Annotated in this window: 22 protein-coding genes; 1 reads left to right on the top strand and 21 read right to left on the bottom strand. The window is 34.6% G+C overall.

Annotation, left to right across the window (positions count from 1 at the left end; all coding sequences use genetic code 11):
- The first annotated feature begins 5 nt into the window (after positions 1–5).
- Positions 6–2,033: a hypothetical protein gene (locus DB895_RS05465; RefSeq protein WP_116724355.1), complete on the top strand. Its 2,028-nt coding sequence runs from the start codon at positions 6–8 to the stop codon at positions 2,031–2,033.
- Here the strand turns inward: DB895_RS05465 and DB895_RS14445 are convergent.
- The 21 genes from DB895_RS14445 to DB895_RS05570 all read right to left on the bottom strand — a co-directional run bounded on the left by DB895_RS14445 (position 2,030) and on the right by DB895_RS05570 (position 23,419).
- Positions 2,030–2,473 (bottom strand): hypothetical protein, encoded by a 444-nt coding sequence (locus DB895_RS14445; protein ID WP_243694633.1) that lies wholly within the window; start codon positions 2,471–2,473, stop codon positions 2,030–2,032. The two genes, DB895_RS05465 and DB895_RS14445, sit on opposite strands and share 4 nt — an antisense overlap.
- Positions 2,474–2,508: 35 nt before the next feature.
- Positions 2,509–3,018, bottom strand: coding sequence for a hypothetical protein (locus DB895_RS05475; RefSeq protein WP_116724357.1), 510 nt, complete (start codon positions 3,016–3,018; stop codon positions 2,509–2,511).
- Between the two features lie 2 nt (positions 3,019–3,020).
- On the bottom strand, positions 3,021–3,941 hold the full coding sequence (locus DB895_RS05480) for an SDR family oxidoreductase (protein WP_116724358.1): 921 nt from the start codon (positions 3,939–3,941) through the stop codon (positions 3,021–3,023).
- 64 nt (positions 3,942–4,005) lie between these two features.
- Positions 4,006–4,566 carry a TetR/AcrR family transcriptional regulator gene (locus DB895_RS05485; protein ID WP_116724359.1) on the bottom strand — a complete coding sequence of 187 codons (561 nt, stop codon included), beginning with the start codon at positions 4,564–4,566 and terminating at the stop codon, positions 4,006–4,008.
- A gap of 207 nt (positions 4,567–4,773) precedes the next feature.
- The gene (locus DB895_RS05490) at positions 4,774–5,679 is read right to left on the bottom strand and encodes a hypothetical protein (RefSeq protein ID WP_116724360.1); all 906 of its coding nucleotides are present in this window, start codon (positions 5,677–5,679) and stop codon (positions 4,774–4,776) included.
- Positions 5,676–6,584: a pentapeptide repeat-containing protein gene (locus DB895_RS05495; protein ID WP_116724361.1), complete on the bottom strand. Its 909-nt coding sequence runs from the start codon at positions 6,582–6,584 to the stop codon at positions 5,676–5,678. The genes DB895_RS05490 and DB895_RS05495 overlap by 4 nt, the downstream gene beginning before the upstream one ends.
- Before the next feature lie 183 nt (positions 6,585–6,767).
- Positions 6,768–7,499 (bottom strand): YoaK family protein, encoded by a 732-nt coding sequence (locus DB895_RS05500; RefSeq protein ID WP_116724362.1) that lies wholly within the window; start codon positions 7,497–7,499, stop codon positions 6,768–6,770.
- A gap of 5 nt (positions 7,500–7,504) precedes the next feature.
- Positions 7,505–9,598: an LTA synthase family protein gene (locus DB895_RS05505; RefSeq protein ID WP_116724363.1), complete on the bottom strand. Its 2,094-nt coding sequence runs from the start codon at positions 9,596–9,598 to the stop codon at positions 7,505–7,507.
- A 372-nt stretch (positions 9,599–9,970) separates the two neighbouring features.
- Positions 9,971–10,897 (bottom strand): prolipoprotein diacylglyceryl transferase, encoded by a 927-nt coding sequence (gene lgt / locus DB895_RS05510; protein ID WP_116724364.1) that lies wholly within the window; start codon positions 10,895–10,897, stop codon positions 9,971–9,973.
- 64 nt (positions 10,898–10,961) lie between these two features.
- Positions 10,962–11,213, bottom strand: coding sequence for a membrane protein insertion efficiency factor YidD (gene yidD, locus DB895_RS05515; protein WP_116724365.1), 252 nt, complete (start codon positions 11,211–11,213; stop codon positions 10,962–10,964).
- A 2-nt stretch (positions 11,214–11,215) separates the two neighbouring features.
- A complete protein-coding gene (cysS, locus tag DB895_RS05520; RefSeq protein ID WP_116724366.1) occupies positions 11,216–12,694 on the bottom strand; it encodes a cysteine--tRNA ligase in 1,479 nt (492 codons plus the stop codon).
- 51 nt (positions 12,695–12,745) lie between these two features.
- Positions 12,746–13,417, bottom strand: a complete 672-nt coding sequence (gene folE / locus DB895_RS05525) for a GTP cyclohydrolase I FolE (protein WP_116724367.1) — start codon at positions 13,415–13,417, stop codon at positions 12,746–12,748.
- 222 nt (positions 13,418–13,639) lie between these two features.
- Positions 13,640–14,809, bottom strand: a complete 1,170-nt coding sequence (locus DB895_RS05530) for a hypothetical protein (RefSeq protein ID WP_116724368.1) — start codon at positions 14,807–14,809, stop codon at positions 13,640–13,642.
- Positions 14,806–15,783, bottom strand: a complete 978-nt coding sequence (locus tag DB895_RS05535) for a DUF2157 domain-containing protein (protein WP_116724369.1) — start codon at positions 15,781–15,783, stop codon at positions 14,806–14,808. The genes DB895_RS05530 and DB895_RS05535 overlap by 4 nt, the downstream gene beginning before the upstream one ends.
- 123 nt (positions 15,784–15,906) lie before the next feature.
- Entirely contained in the window at positions 15,907–17,187 is a 1,281-nt protein-coding gene (gene argH, locus DB895_RS05540) for an argininosuccinate lyase (protein WP_116724370.1), read from the bottom strand.
- 142 nt (positions 17,188–17,329) lie between these two features.
- Positions 17,330–18,403, bottom strand: a complete 1,074-nt coding sequence (locus tag DB895_RS05545; RefSeq protein WP_116724371.1) for a M20 family metallo-hydrolase — start codon at positions 18,401–18,403, stop codon at positions 17,330–17,332.
- A gap of 99 nt (positions 18,404–18,502) precedes the next feature.
- Positions 18,503–19,306, bottom strand: a complete 804-nt coding sequence (gene argB, locus DB895_RS05550; RefSeq protein ID WP_116724372.1) for an acetylglutamate kinase — start codon at positions 19,304–19,306, stop codon at positions 18,503–18,505.
- A 5-nt stretch (positions 19,307–19,311) separates the two neighbouring features.
- Positions 19,312–20,298 (bottom strand): N-acetylornithine carbamoyltransferase, encoded by a 987-nt coding sequence (locus DB895_RS05555; protein WP_116724460.1) that lies wholly within the window; start codon positions 20,296–20,298, stop codon positions 19,312–19,314.
- A gap of 2 nt (positions 20,299–20,300) precedes the next feature.
- Positions 20,301–21,071 carry a glutamate 5-kinase gene (proB, locus tag DB895_RS05560; RefSeq protein WP_116724373.1) on the bottom strand — a complete coding sequence of 257 codons (771 nt, stop codon included), beginning with the start codon at positions 21,069–21,071 and terminating at the stop codon, positions 20,301–20,303.
- Positions 21,055–22,251, bottom strand: a complete 1,197-nt coding sequence (locus DB895_RS05565) for a glutamate-5-semialdehyde dehydrogenase (RefSeq protein WP_116724374.1) — start codon at positions 22,249–22,251, stop codon at positions 21,055–21,057. The genes proB and DB895_RS05565 overlap by 17 nt, the downstream gene beginning before the upstream one ends.
- A gap of 31 nt (positions 22,252–22,282) precedes the next feature.
- Complete coding sequence (locus DB895_RS05570) at positions 22,283–23,419, bottom strand: aspartate aminotransferase family protein (protein ID WP_116724375.1); 1,137 nt, start codon at positions 23,417–23,419, stop codon at positions 22,283–22,285.
- Positions 23,420–23,438 lie beyond the last annotated feature (19 nt).

Consider the following 23,438-nt stretch of genomic DNA (forward strand, 5'->3'; position numbering starts at 1 on the left):
TAGAAATGACAACAAACACTTTACTATTACTACTACTTTCACTAATTATAGCAAGTGGTTTGTCGTTTTATCAATACTTTTATAATGCCAAAAGCAAGTCTAAAATTACTCTGCTTTTGGCTTTGTTGCGTTTTATATCCATTTTCGGGATTTTGTTGTTGTTAATCAATCCCATAATTTCGAGAAAAACCTTTGAAACTATCAAAACGCCTTTGCCCATTGTGGTAGATAATTCGAGCTCTATTGTAGATTTAAAAGCCGCTGCTACTTCGCTTGAATTGTATAAAAAACTATCCGAAAACAAGGAGCTGCAGGACAAATTTGATGTGCAATCCTACGGTTTTGATAGTGAATTTCAAATTGCCACAGCATTCGATTTTAAAGGAAAGCAGACCAATCTTGATGAAGTTGCTAAAAACCTAAAAAGCATTCATAAAAATGCCACGTTTCCAACAGTTTTAATCACGGACGGAAACCAAACTTCAGGTAATGATTACCTATATAGTTTTGATTCAAACAACAAAGTGTATCCTCTTATTGTGGGTGATACAACGACTTTTTTAGACCTGAAAGTCGGTCAGTTGAACGTAAATAAATATGCCTTTCACAAGAATAAATTTCCGGTAGAAGTGTTTTTGCAATACTCGGGAAACAAAACCGTGAATGCTGATTTTAGTCTTTCACAGGGAAATTCAATTTTGAGCAGGCAAACGGTTTCTTTTTCACCTTCAAAAAAATCGGCAATTGTAAACGTTTTGCTCCCTGCAGATAAAATAGGATTACAGATTTTTAAAGCGACTCTTTCATCCAAAGAACAAGAGAAAAACACCTATAACAACACAAAGAATTTTGCTGTAGAAGTTATGGATCAGAGAACAAATATTGCCATAGTCTCGGCTATAAATCATCCCGATATTGGAGCAATGAAACGAGCAATAGAATCTAATGCACAACGAAAAGTAACAGTGGTTAAACCTTCAGAAATCAAATCATTACGTGAATACAATGTATTTATTTTATATCAACCAACTGCCGAATTCAAATCGTTTTTTGAGAATAATAAATTGGCAGGAATCAACACTTTTATCATTACGGGAACCAACACCGATTATGCTTTTTTAAACCAAGAACAAAGTAGTTTACTTTTTAAAATGAGCAATCAAAAAGAGGATTATTTGGCCAGTTTCAATTCACAATTCAATTTGTTTGCATTAGATGATATCGGTTTTGAACAGTTTCCGCCTTTGCAAAATGCTTTTGGAACTGTTACAACAAATGGGAATGTGTCAGTTTTGCTTTCTTCAAAAATCAGAAATATTGATACCAATGCGCCTTTATTGGCTTTTGCCGAAAACCAGGGCAAACGTTCCGCTTTTTTATTGGGGGAAAATAGTTGGAAATGGCGTGTGCTAAGTCATGTTGACACCAAATCGTTTGAGAAATTCGACGTTTTTATTGATAAAACCATTCAATTTTTGGCTACCAATAGTTCCAAGAAATCATTGGTTGTAAATCACGAAAGCTTTTATAATTCGGGTGATGCTTTAGAAATTACGGCGCAATATTTTAATAAGAATTATGAATTTGATGAAAAAGCCCGTCTGACGATTTCAGTTTCCAATAAAAATACCAAGCAAACCAAAAGGTACGATTTACTGAAAACCAATAACGCCTTTAAGGTAAACCTGGACGGACTTCCTGCTGGGCAATACACTTTTTCTGTGAAAGAATTGAATTCGAATACGGCGTACAATGGTTATTTTGAAATATTGGATTTTGACATTGAGAAGCAATTCGTGAATCCGGATGTGGCCAAACTAACCCAACTAGCAACGCAAACACAAGGGAAAGTGCATTATCCGAATCAAGTGGACGAATTGATCAAAACACTTTTGGAAAATGAAAGCTATAAAGCCATTGAGAAGGCGATTGTAAAGAAAACTCCTTTGATTGATTGGGTTTGGTTGCTTATTCTAATCGCTATTGCATTGGCTTCAGAATGGTTTATTAGAAAATATAATGGGATGCTTTAGGGAGACAGCAGATTGCAGATTGCAGTAACGAGAAATCTAAACGCAGGAGCCCTAATTCTAAGTGCAGTAGCTCTAATTCTAAACGCAGTAGCTCTAATTCTAAGCGCAGTAGCTCTAATTCTAAACGCAGTAGCTCTAATTCTAAATGCAGGAGCTCTAATTCTAAGTGCAGGAGCTCTAATTCTAAGCGCAGGAGCTCTAAATCTAAGTGCGGGAGCTCTAATTCTAAATGCAGGAGCTCTAATTCTAAGTGCAGGTGCTCTAATTCTAAATGCAGTAGCTTTAATTCTAAACGCAGTAGCTCTAATTCTAAATGCGGGTGCTCTAATTCTAAATGCGGGAGCAATATTCTTTTTTTGATTTAACCTCTTTTGTTTTATTGCTTCGAGGTCGGGACCATCGCAGAGCAAGCTACACACTTCGAATAGCAGGGGTTTCATTGTTCGTGCTGCGCACGCAACGAAACCCTTAGCTGTTAGCTGTAGTGGCTTTTCATTTCGGTTGTTATTTCTTTGTAATAATGGTCGGCTCGTTCTTTTGAAAAGTAGTCAATTACAAGACCTGTAATTCCCAAAATAGCCAATGCAATTCCAATTGCTCTCACTGTTGGATTATGGGTAAATACAAATGCACAAATTGCTAAAACAAAACAAACACTTGCAATAATAATTGTCACTGTATATAGATATTGAAAACCTTCAACCCTTGCTTTTTCGCTTTTTACAAATGCAGATGGTTCTTGTTTGTACGCTTCTGTATATTGTGGCAATTTCTTTTGGTTTGTGTTAATGCTTGTAATGGCTGTACCCAAAAATAAAAGTCCTACAACGATTAAAGGAATAATTAATGCTTTGGAATTTGGCGTTTCTCCAAATTTCCAAAGTATTAAACTACTGATTATTGTTAGCAAACCAAATGAGCCAAATAGTGTAGCTTCAAATATTTCGCCTTTTATCCAATTAGTTGTGTATTGTAAAAAATCCATAATTATTTCGTTAAGTTTTGTGGAACATCGGTGTGTAATTTTTCAACGTTACTACCAAAAATCCATTGAAAAAATCTTGCACTACTTGCACTCATTGGTTTTAGAATTGCATTTGCTTGTTGTTTTTGAAATGCTCTTTGTGATAACATTTTTTTTAGGAAGTCTAAAAATTTAGCGTCTCTACCCGATACAATATGCAGTTTTCCACCTTTTGGATTTGTAACTGCCTTGTATACTTCTTGTGCTATACTGTTTGGTGAAGTTACATTTTGAACTGCAGTAAACCCAAGCAAAAAATTAGTGTAATATTCTTTATAATTTTTGGTATAAATAGGATTGTCTGCACTTGTGCCTTGGTCTAATTTTGTAAATATTTTTGTAGCGTGTGCACCTGGGTAAATGGTCTTTACTTCAATTCCAAAAGGGCTTAATTCAATGCCCAAACTTTCAGAAATTCCACGAACTGCCCATTTGCTTGAACCATAAGTAGCAATAAAAGGATAATTAAATTTTGCACTTGCAGAAGCAAAATTGATAAATATTCCATTTTTATTTTCTCTGAAATGAGGAATGAAAGCTTTTGTTACCGCCATTAAACCAAATACGTTTGTTTTATATTGGTCTTCAATTTGTTCCATTGTTGTGGTTTCTGTTGGACCCATTAAACAATATCCTGCGTTGTTTACTACGGCATCAATTTTTTTAAAGTCGCTGATAACGGTTTTTGCTACATCTTCTACTTGTTGGTAGTTGGTAACTTCCAAATCGTACAATTTTACGTTTGCTAATTCTTTAAACAAATCAGGGTGTTGTGATTTATTTCTAACTGTTGCCGCAACATTCCAACCATTGCTGGCGAAAAGTTCTACCATCGCTTTTCCAAAGCCTGAATTTGTTCCTGTAATGAAAATTGTTTTGCTCATTTTTTTTGTTTTTTAATTTGTTATTAAAGATTGACTAATCAGTCACGAATATTGTTAAAAAAAATTACGTAATCATATCCCACAACATCTCAAATGTTGTTTGGATTATTTCCTGTTGTTTAGATTTTGAAAGTTTGTTAGCTATTAAAAACTGGTATAGTCCAAAAAATTGACTCGTCATTAAAGAATTAAGCAATTCAATTGGTAAATTTTTAATGATTCCTTCTTCAATTCCTTTTTTTAGCAGTGTTAAATGAGGTTCGGCTTGTTTGGCAATAATTTCTTTTTCAATTTGTCCAATGTAAGGCGAAGTTTGAAATTGTTGGATGTACTGAATTTTGGTTTGGTTGTCTAATCCCCAAACCAAAGAAGAAAAAACTTGTGATTTTATAGTTTCTTTTATATCGTCTTTTCTTGATGTGTTTATCGAAATGTATTCGTTCAATTCGTCTTTTACAGAAATGTACAAAGCAATAACCAAATCGTCTTTTGTCTTAAAATATTGAAAAAGAGTTCCATTTGCAACACTAGCTTCTTGTGCAATTTTACTTGTTGCTGTTCCGTGAAATCCCTTGTCCACAAAAAGTTTGAGTGCTGCGTTAAATATGAGTTCTTTTTTTGTCATATTGTTTTATGATTGACTAATCAGTCGCAAAGGTAATGAAATTTTTGAAATGTCTAATTAAAAGTTCAGTTTTTTTCGGAATGTCTGTTGGTGTAGGGTTTCGTGCCATTACAGCTAACGTCCCGGCGCTTGGCGAGGTTGCGAACTTCGGAACTAATTATTTTCTGTTAAAGTTAAAATTTCTTGCGAAACGTAAACGTGAATTTACTACAAAATTCGCAATCTTGCCAAACGCTTGTTGTGTGACGTTTTTCTTTCGGAAGTTATTTTTTCTATTATATTCTGAATGTATTTTTCCTTTTTGAAAAATGATGCATAAAATTGAGGATTACAAATAATGCGTTCAATTTCTTTATTCTCATTTCCGTTTAGATAATAATACATTTCAATTAACCGCATTTTTTGATAATGACCAAATTCATCATTAATTACCGAAATTTTCACATAATTTTGGAATTCATTTTTGCTTAATATTTTGATGCTTTTTAATAAATCTAATTTGTTAATTATATTGACAACCTTGTAGATATAATCTTTAGGTGGTAATTCATCATTAATTTTTTCTCTGTAATTTCTTTTTATAACTCTTAATTCACATAAAATTTCTAATTCTTCATCAGTTATTAGATTTTCATTTTTAAGTTCTTCTAGAAGTATTAAGTAGGAAAAATTAAAATTTTCTTTTTCTGCACTTTTTAAAATTAAATAATTTCTAAAACCAATATACAGGCAATCACAAAACCAACCAAAACCTTTTTTAGAGTTTGGAACAAATTCTAAAATTTTAAAATAATTTTTGTTGTCTTGAAATTGTTTAATATCTGGTTTTTTTGAAATATGATTTTCAAGTATAGAAGTTAACTTTTTGTCACAATCAATTAATGTTTTTGATTCTTTAACTAAATGGTCGATGAATAAACTACCATTTTCAGACATAAATTTTAGTTTAGAATACGTATAAGTCGAAACTGAAAATCCTTGATTTTGATATTCTATTTTTAAATCTTTTAGTTCTTTATAAAAATCAGCAACTATAAGTATATCCTTATCGCTGTATTGGTCGAAATTTTCCCTTGTTGATGAGCCGTAAATTGCTACACTATAATTTTTCATTTTACAAATCGATTTATTAAAACGGTTATTAAAAAACTGAATAAAACAAAACCTGTTACTCCTTGCATAGTTAACATTGTCATTCCATAATCAGAACTTGGTTGAAATTGTGAATCAACCAATTGAGTCATTACATCAACAGTATAATAGAAGTTGGCTGTAAAATCAAATGTTTTGGGACAAAATGAATATATTGGAAAATCCTTTTCGTGCATTCCATAATCTTTCCAATGAATCCAATTTGTTATGTAGCTTATACAGAAAAAAGCAACAAAAGTGTAACAGAAATTTCTTAATCTTAATCCATAACCAAAAACTTTTCTATTAATATAATTAGGAATAAATTCAATATAAAATTCTGCAGTAGTTATTGGGTAAGGTTTTTTGTAATAATACTTGCTTCTTGATAGTCTTCCTTGCCAAGTTTTAAAATTATAATTTGAAATTCTTGCAAAATCTGATTGTTCTTCATCTCTAGAATTATTTAGTAATTGTTGAAATAGATGTACGGCAATATTTGATTTTTTTACATCTGATTTATCAAAATTATTTATAAAACTTTCAGGATTAATGTATGTTTTTTTAATATTGATTTCGTGTGTATTAACATTTTGAAAAGTACATTGTCTAAATTTACAATTCTCTAATGTTGTTCCGATAAATAGACAATCTTCAAAATGGCAAGAAGTAAAATCAATATTTTTTAAAATTGTTTTTGAAAAGCTGACATTATTAAATGACTTTCTCTCTATCTTAATTCTTGGATGGTCTTTTTTAGGTTTTAATATGTCAGGACGAAATAAAATATCTTTAATTTCATCTTCAGCCAAAATGATATTCATCAAATCAGTTTTACTACTGATCTCATTCGGTGTTCCATTTAAACTAAAAAAATTATTGAGCATATTTTATAAATGTTAATTATTCTCCTCGGTTTTCTAAAATGCCACACAACTCCTAAATATGTGCGACTTAGTTATACATATCCACCCATTTTGGTTGGCTTTATCTGACTAAGTCATCCTTATTTCTTTTGCTAAATATAGATTAAAACTTTTATAAAACCGCGTTTTTAAAAAGGAAGTACATTATTGATGAAAAGCCCTTCTTTTAAACACTTGAATTTTTAGTCGGATAAAATCATACAAAAGCGCGATTAAAAGGAAAAAAGCGGCCACAAAAAGTGTTTTCATTTCAATTTCCCTGTAAATATATCCGCCACCGACACAACCAATAAAGAAGAAGGTGATGATGGAAAACCGCAAATAGATATTGGCTTTTAATTTTTGGACTTCCTCTGGTTTTTTATAGAAAAACAGTTGGGATAATTCTATTCCCAGATCGGTAAAAAGCCCCGTAAGATGGGTTGTCCTAACGGTAGATTGTGATATTTTTGTTACCAAAGAGTTTTGGATTCCCATGGCAAAAAGTAAAAAAAAGGCAATTAATTTTCCTTCTAACAGCGACAAATCTGACTGTGATCCGAAAATCCCAACCCCCACTAAAATAAATATTTCTAATGAAGTCGGAATGACGTGATACAGTTGAGGATTCTTTTTTGTGAGTAATTCGGCCAAAAAATTGGAAGTAAACGAGCCCAATAAAAAGAAAACGGTAAAGATTAAAAAAGTTACTGCTGCTGCATAGTCATGTTTCATCACTTCTTCGGCAAAATAGGCGAAGTGCCCCGTAACATTGGTTGTTAAAGTCTTTATGGCTAAAACACCGGTAACATTTACTATACCTGCAACCAATGATAGCATGGTTGCCAGCCGCAAATTATGAATGAATGTCCTATTTTTTCCTTGATGACGAAACATGAGGTTTATTTTTGATACTGTTTCTTTTTCAAAATATCCGAAGCCGTTTGATAATATGAAATTGTTTCATTGATTAAATCCGTTCGTTCCTTAAGCAAGGGTTTTTCTTCGTAGAATAGTTGAAAATCGGCTTCTAATTTTGGATTAGGAAGTAACGTCAATTGAAATTGTTTGGCTTGTTGCTTAGGCGAAATGATGGTCAATACATTGTCTTTTATTAATCCCAAATTTTGATAGGTTGCAATTAACGCCCTAGGTTTATAATCGGCTTTAAAAACATCCTGCCCAAAGAATTTACTTTGATAATTGAAATTTAACAATCCGAATAAAGTAGGCATGACATCAATTTGTGACATTAAGTTGGTGTATCTTTTGGGTTCAATAAATCCAGGACTGTATATCATTGCGGGGATTCTGTATTTATCTAATGGAAGTTCTGTCTTTCCTGCACTTGAGGCACAATGATCGGCAAGAATCACAAAAACGGTATTTTTAAACCAAGGCTGTTTACTTGCTTTGTCGAAGAATTGCTTCATGGCAAAATCGGTATATTTTATTCCGCCTTCACGGGACTTAGCGTCGCCGGAAATGTCAATTTTATTATTTGGAAAAGTAAATGGGCGGTGGTTGCTTACCGTCATGATATGATTGAAAAACGGTTTGTTTTCCTTGGCCTCATTACCCATTACCGATAAGGCTTTGTTGTACATATCCTCGTCACAAACTCCCCAAATATTTTGAAAGGTAATTTCATTGGGTTGGAATGATTTTTTATCCACAATGGCATATCCGTTTCCGGTGAAAAAATCTTGCATGTTGTCAAAAAAAGCATCGCCACCGTACATGTATTTTACATTGTATCCTTTATTAAGGAATAGGTTTCCTGTAGAAAATTTATTTTTATTGTCCTTTCTTTTCACCACACTTTCTCCTGCGGTTGGCGGCAAACATAGCGTTACGGCTTCTAAACCCCGAACCGTACGGTTTCCGACGGCATAAAGATTGGTAAACAACAAACTTTTAGTAGCCAAACTGTCTAGGAAAGGAGTTAGATTTTGCTCATTTCCGTACATTTTCAGGAACTCGGCGCTGTAACTTTCAATGGTAATTAAAACTACATTTTTATGGTTCTCTGCGGCATCACTTTTTATTTGGCGAAGCGTAGTTTCTCCAGAAAGAGTAGGGATTTGCTGTTTCAATAGCGCATAAGCTTCTTTTTCCGGTAGTGTTTTGTAAAATTTGAAATAATCCAGTTCGCTATTCATAAATGCCAAATAGAATTTATAAATGCCGTTGGATTGCAATTCATTGGCAAAAATATTTTGGGAATTTTCTTTGGTTGATAATAGCGGAATGGCAAAAAAGGAAAGAAATAACAAACTTAAAAATATTCCGGATATTTTTATTTTTTCAGCCAGGGTAGGGATATTTTCGATATAGTTTTTAGACCTTTTTACAATTAAAAAGGTTATCAAACCAGCGGCAAGAAATAATCCGGAAAACAATGGAATGACAGGATAGGACTGCATGATATTTCCGATTACCTCATTGGTATAAACGAGATAATCAACAGCTATAAAATTGTATTTTACACCAAATTCATTCCAGAAAAAGTATTCGCTAATCGCATTTTGTAAAATAAGAATAACATACAAGAAGATGACCGAAGTGAAAAGCCAAAACCGAATTTTACTTCTGTATTTTGGCAAAAAAAGCAATAATCCAAATAAAAGGGTTTTTATGCCGATAAATCCCATGCCGATTTCAGGTAAAACACCACCATATTCGTTAAGAATCGTATTGAAAAAAGAGACATAAATCAATAAAGCCAATAGTAAACCGAAAATAATATAACCGTAAGGTTTTAAGAACTTTGAATTGGATATGAAGATAAGATAAAGCCATAGAAAACTGCTGGCCACAATGAAAACAAAAAAATCAGAGAGTAATCCTATCGCGAAAATTTTCACGGTATCTGTCCAAATAAACGAAGTTTGCGTAATGGGATGGAAAAGCAAGACGAGTCGTAAAATAAAACTTGTAAGGATGTAAAAAAGAGTAAAATTATAAAATGGAGATATTTTCTTTAAAAAGGACATAGATTTTTTTTACAAAAATAAGTAATTTGCCATTAACATCTTATGAACTGGCTACAGGATTACATTCCTAATTTATTCACAAATTATTCAATTGAAAACAAGATTAATTTTAATGAAGAGTTTTTTGAGTATTATGACCCAGAATGATGTCACAGAAATGATTTATTTGTCCAAATCACGGTGCTCATTGTAACAGAACGGGCATTGTAACACGTGATCTTGCATCGAGCAATTTGTCACAATATAAAACCACATTGACCGGAATAAGTAATAGTTTATTATTAACATTTAATGAGTTAGCCCCCAAATTGTCTTCAATTATGGACAATTTGGGGTCTGATTTATTTTATGAAATTCAGTGAAATTTTATTCTTAAACTTCAATTGTTTTTTTTGCTTTAAACATAAAATAGAAGCCAACAAGAATAAAAGGAATACTCAACCATTGTCCTGTAGAAAATAGCCCTAAAGTATCTCCAAAACCGCCTTGACTTTCTTTTATATTTTCTACCACAAAACGAACGGACCATAAAAGCACCAGAAACAAACCAAAAAGGAATCCTAATTTTTCTTTTACATTTGTTTTCCAGTATAAGAAAAACAAAATGGCAAACACAAAAATGTAGCAAAAGGATTCATACAACTGTGCGGGATGTTTCGTAGGAACCTGTTGCAAAAGTTCTGAAAATTGAGGATTCGTTGCAATGGCTTGATATGCTTCTTTGGGATTTGCTATTTGGGTTTTTTCAACAGCTTCTCGGGCACTAAAATGGTCTCGAATAAATTTAATCCCAAAAGCAGATTTTGTTTCTATACCCACGATTTCGGAGTTGAAAAAATTACCAATTCGAACGAAAATGGCACCACTTGCTACGGAAATCACCACCCGATCTAATACCCAAAGCAAGGGTCTTTTCATTATCTTTTTGCTAAAATAATACATGGTAATAATGATAGCAATGGCTGCTCCATGACTTGCCAATCCTTGAAATCCAGTAAATTCAAAAGTAGGGTCAAATCTAAAAGGTAATAAAATTTCGGCTAGATGATTTCGGTAATATTCCCAATCGTAAAAGAAAACATGACCCAATCGAGCACCAAGTAATGTAGCTAATACAGTCCAGATGAATAAGGAATCCAGTTTTTCTAAGGATTCATTTTCATTTTCAAATATTTTTTTCATGATGTACCAACCCAAACCAAAGGCGATTACAAACATTAAACTGTAATATCGAATTATGAAAAAACCTAAATCAATTCCTTCCGAAGGATTCCAAACGATACTTAATTCTGGTGTCATTTATTTTGTCTTAATTGTTAATGGTAAAAATAAAGATTTAAAATAAATTTAAACCTACTATTCGTTAATGTTTATGAAAGCATTTTTTTTCAGGAACGGGATCGTATCCACTTTTTCCCCAAGGATGGCAGCTCAAAATCCTTCTTGCCGCTAAAAAACTCCCGTAAAATAATCCGTGAGTTTTGAGTGATTCAATGGCATAATTGGAACAGGTTGGTTCAAACCGACATGCTGCCGGAGTGAATGGAGATATGGCGACCTGATACAATCGTACTAAAAATAGAAAGGGTAATATGAGTATTTTTTTTAGACTCAATTTTATAAAGTAAAAGTAGTTCCGTCTTTTCCATCTTTCAACTGAATTCCTAAGTTGACTAATTGGTCGCGAATTTGATCGGACATTGCAAAATCTTTATTTGACCGGGCTTGTTTGCGCATTTCAATAAGCATTTCGACAACACCTTCCAATTTTACATTGGAATCATTTGACGTTTTTCCATCTTCAAGAGCCAAAACATCAAATACAAACGCTTGCATCGTTTTTGCAAGTTCAGCTAAATCCGTTGCTGTTAAAGTCGCGGAATTGTCTTTCAATAGGTTAACAAAACGGACGCCTTCAAACAATTGGGCAATTAGAATAGGAGAATTAAAGTCGTCATTCATAGCTTCATAACACTCTTTTTTCCATGAAATAATGTCTAAAGTAGAGGTGGAGCTTGCTGTTAGTTCCTTCAGGTTTTGCATGGCTTCCATCAATCGATTGTATCCTTTTTCAGCGGCAACAATGGCATCGTCCGAAAAATCGAGAATGCTTCTGTAATGTGCCTGCATCATAAAGAACCGGGCTACACTAGGAGAAAATGCTTTGCTCAAAAAGTCACTTCCGCCAGTAATAATTTCTCTCGGTAAGATGTTATTTCCAGTAGATTTAGCCATTTTTTTGCCGTTTAGCGTTAGCATATTGGCATGCATCCAGTAATTAACCGGCGTTTGACCTGTACATGCTTCGTTTTGGGCAATTTCACATTCATGATGCGGGAATTTTAAATCCATTCCACCACCGTGAATATCAAAATGATTACCTAAATATTTGGTACTCATGGCTGTACATTCAAGATGCCATCCTGGGAATCCATCGCTCCAAGGCGAAGGCCAACGCATAATATGCTGGGGTTCGGCTTTTTTCCAAAGTGCAAAATCCTGTGGGTTTCTTTTATCCGATTGTCCATCTAGGTCACGCGTGTTGGTGAGCATATCTTCGATATTTCTACCGCTTAATTTCCCGTAATGATTGGTCTCATTGAATTTTACGACATCAAAATAAACCGATCCATTGGCTTCATACCCAATTCCGGTCGCAATAATTTTCTTGATGATTTCAATTTGCTCGATGATATGTCCCGTCGCTGTAGGCTCTATACTTGGAGGCAAAAAATTAAATTCATTCAGAATGTCATGAAAATCGACGGTGTAACGCTGTACAACTTCCATAGGTTCCAATTGTTCCAAGCGTGCTTTTTTGGCAATTTTATCTTCACCCTCATCTACATCATCCACGATATGACCCACATCAGTAATATTTCGCACATAGCGCACTTTATAGCCCAAATGCAATAAATATCTGAAAATCATGTCAAATGACATAAAAGTTCTCACGTTACCCAAATGGACATTGCTATAAACGGTTGGTCCGCATACATACATTCCCACATTTCCTTCGTGAATGGGTACAAATACTTCTTTATCTCCAGAAAGGGAATTGTATATTTTGAGCGTATTATTTTTATATAGAGGCATTCTATTTTGTGGATTTGTTAATTTGGTATATCGTTGGAGCGATAAACGGTATTAAAATTTTGTTTCAAGCTTTAAATAGTCCAAAAATTCCCTACGGGTTTGTTCTTCCTTGAATTTTCCACCAAACTCTGATGTAACCGTACTGCTTTCTATATCACAAATTCCTCTGGAATTCACGCATAAATGTTTCGCATCGATTACACAAGCAACATCTTGGGTATTTAATGCTTTTTGTAATTCCTGAACAATTTGCATGGTTAAGCGTTCTTGAACTTGAGGTCTTTTAGAAAAATAATCTACAATTCGATTCATTTTAGAAAGGCCAATAACTTTACCACTTGAAATATAAGCCACATGGGCACGCCCGATGATTGGCAGAAGATGATGTTCACAAGTAGAATAAAGCGTGATGTTTTTTTCCACTAGCATTTCTCCATATTTGTAATTGTTTTCAAAAGTAGAAGACTTCGGTTTTTTTGCCGGATTCAAACCTCCAAAAAGCTCATTTACAAACATTTTAGCTACTCGATTTGGAGTTCCTTTCATGCTATCGTCAGTCAAATCCATCCCTAGAGTTTTTAGGATATTTTCGACGTCTTTTTTTATCAGCTCAATTTTTTGATCATCCGTCAAGTCAAAGGCATCGTTTCTTATAGGATTATTTGCAGATGTTGTTATATGATTGTCTCCAATTTCGTCTTGAAAATCTTCGTTATTTGTCATTAATTCTGTATTTTTTTAAGGAGACAAAGATAATTAATTAAAATCAAAGAATTTCTATACCAGTTCAATATAATGTTTCAATATATTCACACCAAATGCCCCGCATTTATTGGAATTGAAATAATATCTAATTTTTAATATCTAACATTTCCTAACATTTTCGCCTTGGAAAATTGTTCCAAAAGACTCATAGACATAGTTATTTAAAAAGTTCAAATAATCTTAAAAAGTCCCTTCAGAGCCACCGCCACTATAACCTCCACCACCAAATTCCATTGGAGATGTTTCTGTTTCTACTTCTGGTTTAATTCCAAATTGAGCCGTTACCATTAGCAATTCTGTATTAAAAAGTGAATTCGAATTGGAGAAACGGTCAGGAAGAAATGTTATTTCATTTTCTTTGTGTTTTATTCTTTGTATTGAAAAATATGCAAACGCAAAGAGAATTAATCCTCCAACTGTAAGTGCCACTTCAACAGGTAGAATATGATAGTAATACCTGATGGTATAAATGGAAAATCCAAGTGCCAGAAAACCAATCCAAAGCATTTGTTTCTCTTTTATGTATAATGAATAAATCAAGTAGAAAACTGGAATTATAAAGGAGAATGTGTAGAAAAAATAGGCAAAAGGAATTTCTTGTGTTGCTGGAATGGAATTATTTAAAAGCAAAATCGAGAGTTCTCTCACCACCAAATAATTTCCCGAGAGATAAAATAAAATCAGGCTAAAACCATTTGCCAATTGTATTCCCTTTGAATAATAAGGAAACTTTAGTCTTGGAAGGGCTTTTTCGGAAAGGAAATACAGCAATACTGAAAACACTATCATCACAAATGGCAAGATTGATTTTCCGAGGGTTCCCAATTCAAACATCAAATATGCCACACTGCCTGTAATACCAATGCAAGCCAGCAATGCCGATGATAAATGAAGATACCTCAAGTAACTGATTGTTGAGACTATTGCAATTGTGATGAATACCGCTAAATAATTTTCGTTTGTTGAAATCCCAATTGCTACAAAAAATAGCATTTGTGCTCCTAACAAAAAAGCATCGTCTAAACCATAGCCTAATTGTTTGTTTTGTCGTGACATAAATTCTAATCCGGCTATTCCAATGAAGGAAAAGCAGTAGATTAAAATTTTATAAGTGTCTTGGCCGAAACTAATCGCAAATAATGATATCATACCACAGATGGAGGAATATAGTAAGCATCCGAGTAAGAAGAGTCCAAACCGAATTAATAAATTGTTTTGACTATTGAGAGTAGGCAAATTGTCTGTTATGGTTTTGCATTGAGCGGAGTCAATGAAACCCGATTTCTTTAAGTTATTGGCTTCTTCTACTAAATATGTATTGTCTAATAAGGTTTTATCGTAGGCTATCATCCTGCTGTATTGTGGTTGAAATTTTTAATCAGTTTTATAAATAATACAATAGAAAGTCCAAAATATACGGGGGGCAATATTGTAATGAAGGAAAATAGATCTAAAAAGGCAATAGTCTTAAAAATCAATATGGTAAATCCAATAAAAGCGTAAATAGCATTAAATACAAATACGGAGACCGATGGAATTTTATAGCTTATTTTGTAAAAGTAAAAGGCTGAAAACACCAAAAGGATTGCAAATACAAACCAATAATCATCAAACAAATTAGTTATGCAAGCAATAGAAATTAGATGTAACGAAAAAGTAAAAAAGATTAAATTGAAATGTTTTTTCAGATTGATTTTAGCACTGTATATTGTCCAAATTACAAGTGCAATACCTAGAAGAATACCGGAATAACTTAGTGAAGTTGTCGCATAAGTTTCATTGTTTAGGAGTGCTTGCGGACTTACCGATAATCCTACAAATGCCGCTAATCCGGTAATGGCTATCGATAAGACACTTTTATTGTCAAAATAATAGGCGCAAAAAAAGCCAATTAGCGTTGGTATTAAGGTCGCTAAACCATAATCCGCCCCGAAAGGATGGTACTGGTATTGCAAATAACCAATAAAAGTACAGCTTAGAATGTTGGCAGTTAAGAGTAGATAATCGAATAGGAGGGTAGCAAAAGTGGTTTCTTCTTTTTTGAATCCATTGGATTTTTTGAAACAAAAATAAAAGCAAATTAATGTGACAGTCAGCAACAAGGAAAGAATTGCCATATGTCCAATACTGTCAATATTTTGATAAATTAAAATCCCAATTCCAGTTGTAAATGATAGTATTGAAAGGTACAGCAAAAAACGCAATTCCGAGTAAAGTGAAAAGATATTCAAATTCCGATAAGCAGTAATTTGCTTAAATTGCTCTTCGGAAATAAAGTTTTTTTTCAAAAGGGTTTGTGTAGCTTCTAATTCAAATTTTTCCATTCTATTGTTTCTAGATAAGTAAATCTCAAATGTATGGTTTTTGTATTCGTATTTATGGTTTTAGTTTTAAAAATAATCTGTTGCAAAAAAAATGCGCTTGGTTGGACAGCGCATTTTTTTGAATTAATAGGAACTTTTCATTTTCTCTTTGATTTCCTTCAAACAAAGGTTGTTGATGCTTCCTTCATGGGTGTGTTTGGTTTCTTTTGGTGATTGAAAAGTGCCATTTTCCAGTTGTTCTGCAACAGCTTTGTAGGCATCTCTAAATGGCATTCCAGCTACTACCATTTCGTTTAAAGTATCGACTGTAAACAAGTAATCGTATTTTTTATCGGCAAGAATATTGTCTTTTACCTTAATGTCTTTTATTGAAAAAATCGCAATATCCAAACAGGCTTTCAGGTTTTGAATGGCTGGAAACAAACCTTCTTTAAGCAATTGAAAATCCCTGTGGTAACCACTTGGAAGATTATTAGTAATCAAAGTAATTTCATAAGGCAAGGCCTGTATTTTGTTGCATTTACCGCGAATCAATTCAAAAACATCCGGATTTTTCTTGTGTGGCATAATGCTAGATCCCGTTGTAAGATGAGCGGGTAAACTGATAAAATCAAAATTTTGACTCATATACAAACACACATCCATAGAAAATTTAGATAGGGTAGAAGCCACGCTACTCATTGCATACGCTACTGTTTTTTCTGATTTTCCACGGCTCATTTGTGCGGCAACCGAATTGAATTTTAAGGTTTCAAATCCCAATTCTTGTGTGGTGAATGTTCTGTTGATGGGAAATGAACTTCCGTAACCCGCAGCAGAACCCAATGGATTTTGATCCACGATTTTCAAGGCAGCATTCAACATCGTAATATCGTCAATCAAGGTTTCGGCGTAAGCGGAAAACCACATTCCGAAGGATGACGGCATCGCAATTTGCAAATGTGTATATCCTGGCAACAACACGTTTTGGTGTTTTTCGGCAGATTCCATCAACAAATCGAACAAGGTTTTTACTTGTGATTTGAATTCGGTTACCACGTCTTTTAGATACAAATTCACGTCAACCAAAACTTGGTCATTACGAGAACGAGCGGTGTGAATTTTTTTTCCGGGATCGCCTAACTTTATCGTTAGCAGATATTCAATTTTGGAATGCACGTCTTCAAAACTATCTTCGATTTCGAAATCTCCTTTTTCGACATCAACAATAATATCTTCCAAAGCTAGGACTAAAGAATCTGTTTCGGAGGCTGTCATAAGGCCTATTTGTCTCAACATTTTTGCGTGAGCGATAGATCCTAGAGCGTCATATTTGGCAAGAACTAAATCCAATTCACGGTCGTTTCCAACGGTGAAATGTTCTATTTGTTTATCTGTTGGTATTCCTTTTTCCCAAAGTTTCATAATTGGATTATTAGATTTTTAGAATGTTAGATTTTTAGATCTATCCTTTATTGTTGTGCATTTTTAGCCCCGATAGCAGTGGAAATCCTTTATATTTTTTCTTTAAAAATATAAAGATTGTAATGTATAGCGGGATTAGCTCCTAATTATTATTAAAAAAATCGGTCAGTATTTTAATATATAAATCGACTCCTTCTTCAATTTCGTTGATGAATATAAATTCGTTTGCCGAGTGCGAACGCAAGCTTTCTCCAGGACCTAACTTCAACGATTGGCAACTGATTACCGATTGATCCGAAAGGGTAGGTGAGCCGTAAGTTGTTCTTCCTAAGGCGATTCCGGCTTGTACTAATCCATGCGCAACAGGAATAGATGAAGCGTTTAGATGCATCGATCTTGGCGTAACTTCGGCAGCTACATTTGCTTTTACGGTTGCTAAAATTTCCTGATTGTTGTACCGGTCATTCACCCGAATATCGACAACCAAATGGCATTCGGCAGGAACAACGTTGTGCTGTTTCCCGGCAGAAATTTGGGTTACGGTCATTTTTACGGGACCTAAAACATCGGAAATTTTTTCGAATTCAAAAGTTTTAAACCATTCGATTACGGGCATTGCATTGTAAATTGGATTGTCCGGATTGTGGTGTGCGGCATGACTGGCAGTACCTTTTACGACAACATCGAGAACTAATAATCCTTTTTCGGCAACGGCCAATTGCATTAATGTGGGTTCACCAATGATGGCACAATCCAATTCAGGTAAATGTTTCAAAACGCTGTTTAATCCATTTTTTCCGCTGCTTTCTTCTTCCGCGGAAGCTACCATTACGATATTGTAAGGCAGATTTTCGGCAGTATAAAAATGAGTGAAAGTGGCTATAAGCGAAACCAAACAACCGCCGGCATCATTGCTTCCGAGGCCAAATAATTTGCCGTCTTCTACAGCGGCTTCAAACGGATCTTTCGTGTAACCTTGATTTGGTTTCACGGTATCGTGATGCGAATTGAGTAAAAGTGTTGGTTTAGCTTTGTCAAAATTTTTGTTGAAAGCCCAAATATTGTTGTTTTCTCTTTCGAAAGGAATGTTGTTCTGGGTAAACCAATTTTCGATTAAAAGTGCCGTTTGATCTTCTTCACTTGAAAAGGAAGGCGTTTCAATCAGTGCTTTTAATAGCGCAATGGCATCTTGGGTGAGGGTTGCTATGTTTTTCATATTTTAATTTGCCACAAAGGCACAAAGTCACGAATTTTTTTTAAAATTAAATTGAAATATAAAATTCGTGTAAATCTGTGAAATCTGTGTTTAACTTTTTTATAATTCGATGCTTGTACAAATAGACTTCGAGTCTTTCAACATTCTATGATGCCCAATTTTTATTTTTTGAACTCCTTTGGATAAACTGTTGAAACAGTTGTCCAGTTTAGGAATCATACCGGAATGTATCGCTTTTTCTGCTTTTAATTTGGAATACAACTCCTGATTTATGTTTTCAATTACGGAAGAATCATCCTCGGCATCGTATAAAACACCTGGTTTTTCGAAGCAATAGTTTAAGGTTACTTCAAATACTTGTGATAAGGCAATGGCCAATTCGCTGGCAATCGTATCAGCATTAGTGTTTAGCAATTGTCCTTTTTTATCGTGCGTTATGGCACAAAATACAGGAACAATTCCATTAGCAATTAAAGTGTCTAATAATGTGGTATTTACTTTTTGCACATCACCAACAAATCCATAATCAATTGTTGGATGGTTTCTTTTGGTGGATTGAATCAAATTTCCATCGGCACCCGAAAAACCCATTGCATTGGTAGTAGTAGCTTGTAATTGAGCCACGATATTTTTGTTGATTTGTCCTGCATAAATCATCACGACAACATCAAGCATGGCAGCATCGGTAATGCGTCGCCCGTCAATCATTTGAGGAGTCAAACCGATGCTTTGCGCCATTTTAGTGGCCGATTTTCCGCCACCGTGAACGAGAATTTTATTTCCATCTATCTTTGAAAAATTCGATAAAAACTGCGATAATTCTGTTGGATTATCGATGATGTTTCCACCAATTTTTATGATTGAAAGAGGATTTGGGTTCTGGGTTTTGGGTTTTGGACTCATTTCTACTATTTTAAAAGTCTTTTTTCTTTTTTCTTTTCTCTATTTTCTATTTTCTTCAAAATCTTTTGCAATACTAATTGGGCTGAATACGTTCTGTTGTTAGCTTGTTCGATAACAATTGAATTTTCGCTGTCAATCACCTCGTCAGTCACAATTACGTTTCTTCTTACCGGCAAACAGTGCATAAATTTGGCATTGTTGGTTAGTTTCATTTTGTCGGCAGAAACCGTCCAATTCGGGTCGGAATTCGTTATTTTTCCGTAGTCGTTATAATTGCTCCAGTTTTTGGCATAGATAAAATCGGCATTTTCGAATGCTTTATTTTGGTCGTATTCAATTTTGGAATCTTTGGTAATTTCGGGATTCAATTCGTAACCTTCAGGATGCGTAATCACAAAGTCCATATTTTCTTGTTTTTGCATCATTTCCACAAAAGAATTGGGAACTGCCTGTGGCAACGCTCTTGGATGTGGCGCCCAGGTCAAAACCACTTTTGGTCTGTGTTTGGTTTTGTGTTCTTCCATTGTAATGGCGTCAGCAAGGGATTGCAATGGATGACCGGTGCAACCTTCCATATTGACGATAGGAACGGTAGCATATTTCATAAAACCAGCCAAAACAGTTTCTGCATTATCTTTTTCTTTGTCAACTAATCCAGCAAAAGCTCTGATGGCAATGATGTCACAATATTGCGAAACCACCGCCGCCGCTTCTTTGATATGTTCCGAAGCTCCAGAATTCATAATCGCACCGTCTTCAAATTCTAGTGTCCAACCTTCATTGGTAAAATTCATGACCATCACGTTCATTCCCAAATTCAAGGCTGCTTTTTGCGTACTCAAACGGGTTCTTAGACTCGGATTAAAAAACAACATTCCTAAGGTTTTGTTTTTTCCTAGTTTTTTGTGTTTGAGTGGATTTTTTTTAATTTTTAGTGCTTCTTTTACCCATTCGGAGAGCGAATCTATATCTTTTATTGAGGTGTAGTTCATCATTATATGATTTTTGTGAAGGAAATTTCATTATTCAGTGCTTTCAAAATAAAGTTGTCTTCCAAACCGTTGATAATCCAGGTTTCGATGTTTGCTGCTTTGGCAATAGCCGCCGAATCAATTTTCGATTGCATTCCGCCGGTTCCGTGGGAAGATTTCGAATCTCCGATTTCTTTTTGTAAAAGCTGTAAATCTGTTACTAATTCAATGGTTTCAGGAACTTCATCGTTGAAAGTTGCTTTGGTGTAAATTCCGTTGGTATTTGTGGCAATAATCAGAATGTCAACGTTTAACAAAACTGCCGTTAAAGCCGCTAATTTATCGTTATCGCCAAACTGAATTTCATCCGTCGCAACAGTATCATTTTCATTAATAATTGGAATATAACTGTTTTTTACCAATACATTTATCGTATTTACGATATTGAGTTTGGTTTGTTTTTTTTCAAAATCAGAATAAGAAAGTAAACATTGTGAAGTATGCAAACCCAAATCGCTGAAATTTTCGTGATAAATTCGCATTAAATGGGGCTGACCAATAGAAGCCAAGGCTTGTTTTACAAAAACATCTTTGTCGTGATTGTCCAGTTTTACAAACTGTTTTGCAGCAGCAATGGCACCGGAACTCACGATTATAAACTCATATTCGTCTTGTAAAGCGGCAATTTGCATACCAATATCTTCAATCTTTCCTCTCGAAATATGATTGGTTTCCTTGGTTAGTGTGTTACTGCCTAACTTCAATAAGATTCTTTTTTTACCTGATTTGTCCATTTCCGTAAATATACCATTTATTAGTCACTAAATGTTGCAATCCTATTGGGCCGCGTTGGTGCAATTTGTCCGTGCTTATCGCCAATTCTCCGCCAAGACCAAATTGACCTCCATCTGTGAATCGGGTGGAAGCATTTTGATAAACTGCCGCACAATCTACTTGCTCCATAAATTGTAGTGCAATTGCGTTGTTTTCCGTAATAATCGAAGCCGAGTGTCCGCCGCAATATTGGTTGATTTTTGCAATGGCTTCCTCGTTAGAATCCACAATTCCAATGACAATTTTATAATTTAAAAACTCTTCGTACCAAATCAAATCCGATTCAATTTGAGGAACATTTGTTGCTTTTGAAATATTTTCGTCTCCCAAAACTTCAACCTTATATTTCTGTAATTCAGCAACCAAATTAGTTGCGAACTCCTGCCAGTTTTCTAAATTGGAATCAATTAAAACTTTATCCAAAGCATTGCAAACTCCAATATTCGTTGTTTTTCCGTTGATGATGATGTCCAATGCTTTTTGTAAATCGGCTTCCTTATTTACATAAACAAAATTATTTCCCCGACCGCTGACAATTACCGGGCAAGTTGCGTGTCTCTTGGTAAAAGCAATTAATTGCTCGCCGCCACGGGGAACGATTAAATCTATTTTTTGTGTTGGTTTCTCTAAAAATGCTTGTGTTTCTTCCCGATTATAATTCAAATATTCCACCCAATCTTTAGCAATATTGTTTTCTTCTAAAGCTTGGTGCCAAAGAGAAACAATTTTCAAATTGGACAATAAAGATTCTTTTCCGCCTTTCAGCAAAATCTTATTTCCAGATTTGAAAGCGATTCCGCCAGCTTCAACAGTCACGTCAGGTCTGGATTCGTAAATAATCATTATCGTTCCAAAAGCTGCTGTTTTATTGATGATTTTCAAACCGTTTTCGTGGTCGAAATTGAATCTTTCCACTCCAACAGGATCTTCTTGGCTAGCCAATTGTTGCATGGACAAAATCATCCCGTCAATTTTGGCATCATCAACGAGCAAACGTTTTTCCATAGCCAAATCTTCGCCAGAATAATTATTCAAATCCTGTTGGTTTACGGTTTTAATGTTGTCCCTTTCTTGTTCTAAAAGTTCCGCCATTCGGCTTAAAACCGCATTTCTTTTTTCTATGGATAATAATGTGTTCATTTTTCTTGTTTATTTTCTTTTGCGGAGCGTATTATTTTAATTCAGCCAAAGTTTCTTTCAAAGCGACGATAAAGGTATCAATATCCGTTTTCTTAATTGTTAACGGCGGCAAAATTCGCAATAAGTTTTTGTTATTGGCATTTCCTGTAAAAATATGCTTTTCGATAATCAGTTTTTTACGTAATTCAGAAACGTCAAAAGCGAATTCAGCTCCCAACATCAATCCTTTTCCTTTCACTTTGACAACTTCTGGGACTGCTTTAATGGCTTTCAAAAAATAGGTGTAAACCTCGTTTACATTTGCCATCAATTTTTCTTTATCAATTACTTCCAAAACGGCAATTCCCGCTGCACAAGCCAAATGGCTTCCGCCAAAAGTGGTGCCCAATAATCCGTAACTGGCAGTGAATTTTGGAGAAATCAGGATTCCTCCAATCGGGAAACCGTTCCCCATTCCTTTGGCAAGCGAGATAATATCGGCCTTTATATTATGATGTTGATGGGCGAAAAACTTTCCGCTTCTTCCGTATCCTGATTGTACTTCGTCTAAAATTAGAACGACATCGTATTTGGCACAAACTTTTTCCAAAGCTTGAAAAAATTCAGTTGTTCCTTCATCTAACCCGCCCACACCCTGAATTCCTTCGATAATTACACAGGTAACATCTCCTTTTTTGAGTTCGGCTTCTACCAATTCGATATTATTTAAAGGCAAGAAAGTAACGACTTGTTGGGCGTTGATTGGTGCCACAATTTTTTTGTTATCCGTTGCCGCAACCGCCGCCGAAGTTCGTCCGTGAAAGGAATTATCAAAAGCAATGACACGCGATTTTCCGTTGTGAAAAGAGGCTAATTTCAGCGCATTTTCATTGGCTTCGGCACCAGAACTACACAAGAATAAAGAGTAATCTTTCAGTCCTGACAATTTTCCTAGTTTTTCGGCTAGTTCCACTTGTAAAGGATTTTGGATAGCATTGGAATAAAACCCAATATTATCCAATTGATTTTTTAATTTGGAAACATATTCTGGATGCGTATGACCAATGGAAATCACACCGTGACCGCCGTATAAATCTAAATATTCCACGCCGTTTTTGTCTATAATTTTGCAATTTAATGCTTTTACAGGCGTGATGTTGTATAATGGATAAACGTTGAATAAGTTCATAGTATTCCTCCCCCTAACC

The organism is Flavobacterium psychrotolerans (assembly GCF_003097635.1).
Lineage (GTDB): Bacteria > Bacteroidota > Bacteroidia > Flavobacteriales > Flavobacteriaceae > Flavobacterium > Flavobacterium psychrotolerans.

What these genes read in the sequence shown, in the direction of transcription:
- argB (WP_116724372.1), bottom strand. Translation starts at nt 19,306, where the DNA reads ATGAGTCCAAAACCCAAAACCCAGAACCCAAATCCTCTTTCAATCATA.
- DB895_RS05465 (WP_116724355.1), top strand. Translation starts at nt 6, where the DNA reads ATGACAACAAACACTTTACTATTACTACTACTTTCACTAATTATAGCA.
- DB895_RS05570 (WP_116724375.1), bottom strand. Translation starts at nt 23,419, where the DNA reads ATGAACTTATTCAACGTTTATCCATTATACAACATCACGCCTGTAAAA.
- DB895_RS05505 (WP_116724363.1), bottom strand. Translation starts at nt 9,598, where the DNA reads ATGTCCTTTTTAAAGAAAATATCTCCATTTTATAATTTTACTCTTTTT.
- lgt (WP_116724364.1), bottom strand. Translation starts at nt 10,897, where the DNA reads ATGACACCAGAATTAAGTATCGTTTGGAATCCTTCGGAAGGAATTGAT.
- DB895_RS05545 (WP_116724371.1), bottom strand. Translation starts at nt 18,403, where the DNA reads ATGAAAAACATAGCAACCCTCACCCAAGATGCCATTGCGCTATTAAAA.
- folE (WP_116724367.1), bottom strand. Translation starts at nt 13,417, where the DNA reads ATGACAAATAACGAAGATTTTCAAGACGAAATTGGAGACAATCATATA.
- DB895_RS05555 (WP_116724460.1), bottom strand. Translation starts at nt 20,298, where the DNA reads ATGAACTACACCTCAATAAAAGATATAGATTCGCTCTCCGAATGGGTA.
- DB895_RS05530 (WP_116724368.1), bottom strand. Translation starts at nt 14,809, where the DNA reads ATGATAGCCTACGATAAAACCTTATTAGACAATACATATTTAGTAGAA.
- DB895_RS05490 (WP_116724360.1), bottom strand. Translation starts at nt 5,679, where the DNA reads ATGAAAAATTATAGTGTAGCAATTTACGGCTCATCAACAAGGGAAAAT.
- DB895_RS05475 (WP_116724357.1), bottom strand. Translation starts at nt 3,018, where the DNA reads ATGGATTTTTTACAATACACAACTAATTGGATAAAAGGCGAAATATTT.
- proB (WP_116724373.1), bottom strand. Translation starts at nt 21,071, where the DNA reads ATGGACAAATCAGGTAAAAAAAGAATCTTATTGAAGTTAGGCAGTAAC.
- argH (WP_116724370.1), bottom strand. Translation starts at nt 17,187, where the DNA reads ATGAAACTTTGGGAAAAAGGAATACCAACAGATAAACAAATAGAACAT.
- DB895_RS05495 (WP_116724361.1), bottom strand. Translation starts at nt 6,584, where the DNA reads ATGCTCAATAATTTTTTTAGTTTAAATGGAACACCGAATGAGATCAGT.
- DB895_RS05480 (WP_116724358.1), bottom strand. Translation starts at nt 3,941, where the DNA reads ATGAGCAAAACAATTTTCATTACAGGAACAAATTCAGGCTTTGGAAAA.
- DB895_RS14445 (WP_243694633.1), bottom strand. Translation starts at nt 2,473, where the DNA reads ATGAAACCCCTGCTATTCGAAGTGTGTAGCTTGCTCTGCGATGGTCCC.
- DB895_RS05500 (WP_116724362.1), bottom strand. Translation starts at nt 7,499, where the DNA reads ATGTTTCGTCATCAAGGAAAAAATAGGACATTCATTCATAATTTGCGG.
- DB895_RS05535 (WP_116724369.1), bottom strand. Translation starts at nt 15,783, where the DNA reads ATGGAAAAATTTGAATTAGAAGCTACACAAACCCTTTTGAAAAAAAAC.
- cysS (WP_116724366.1), bottom strand. Translation starts at nt 12,694, where the DNA reads ATGCCTCTATATAAAAATAATACGCTCAAAATATACAATTCCCTTTCT.
- DB895_RS05565 (WP_116724374.1), bottom strand. Translation starts at nt 22,251, where the DNA reads ATGAACACATTATTATCCATAGAAAAAAGAAATGCGGTTTTAAGCCGA.
- DB895_RS05485 (WP_116724359.1), bottom strand. Translation starts at nt 4,566, where the DNA reads ATGACAAAAAAAGAACTCATATTTAACGCAGCACTCAAACTTTTTGTG.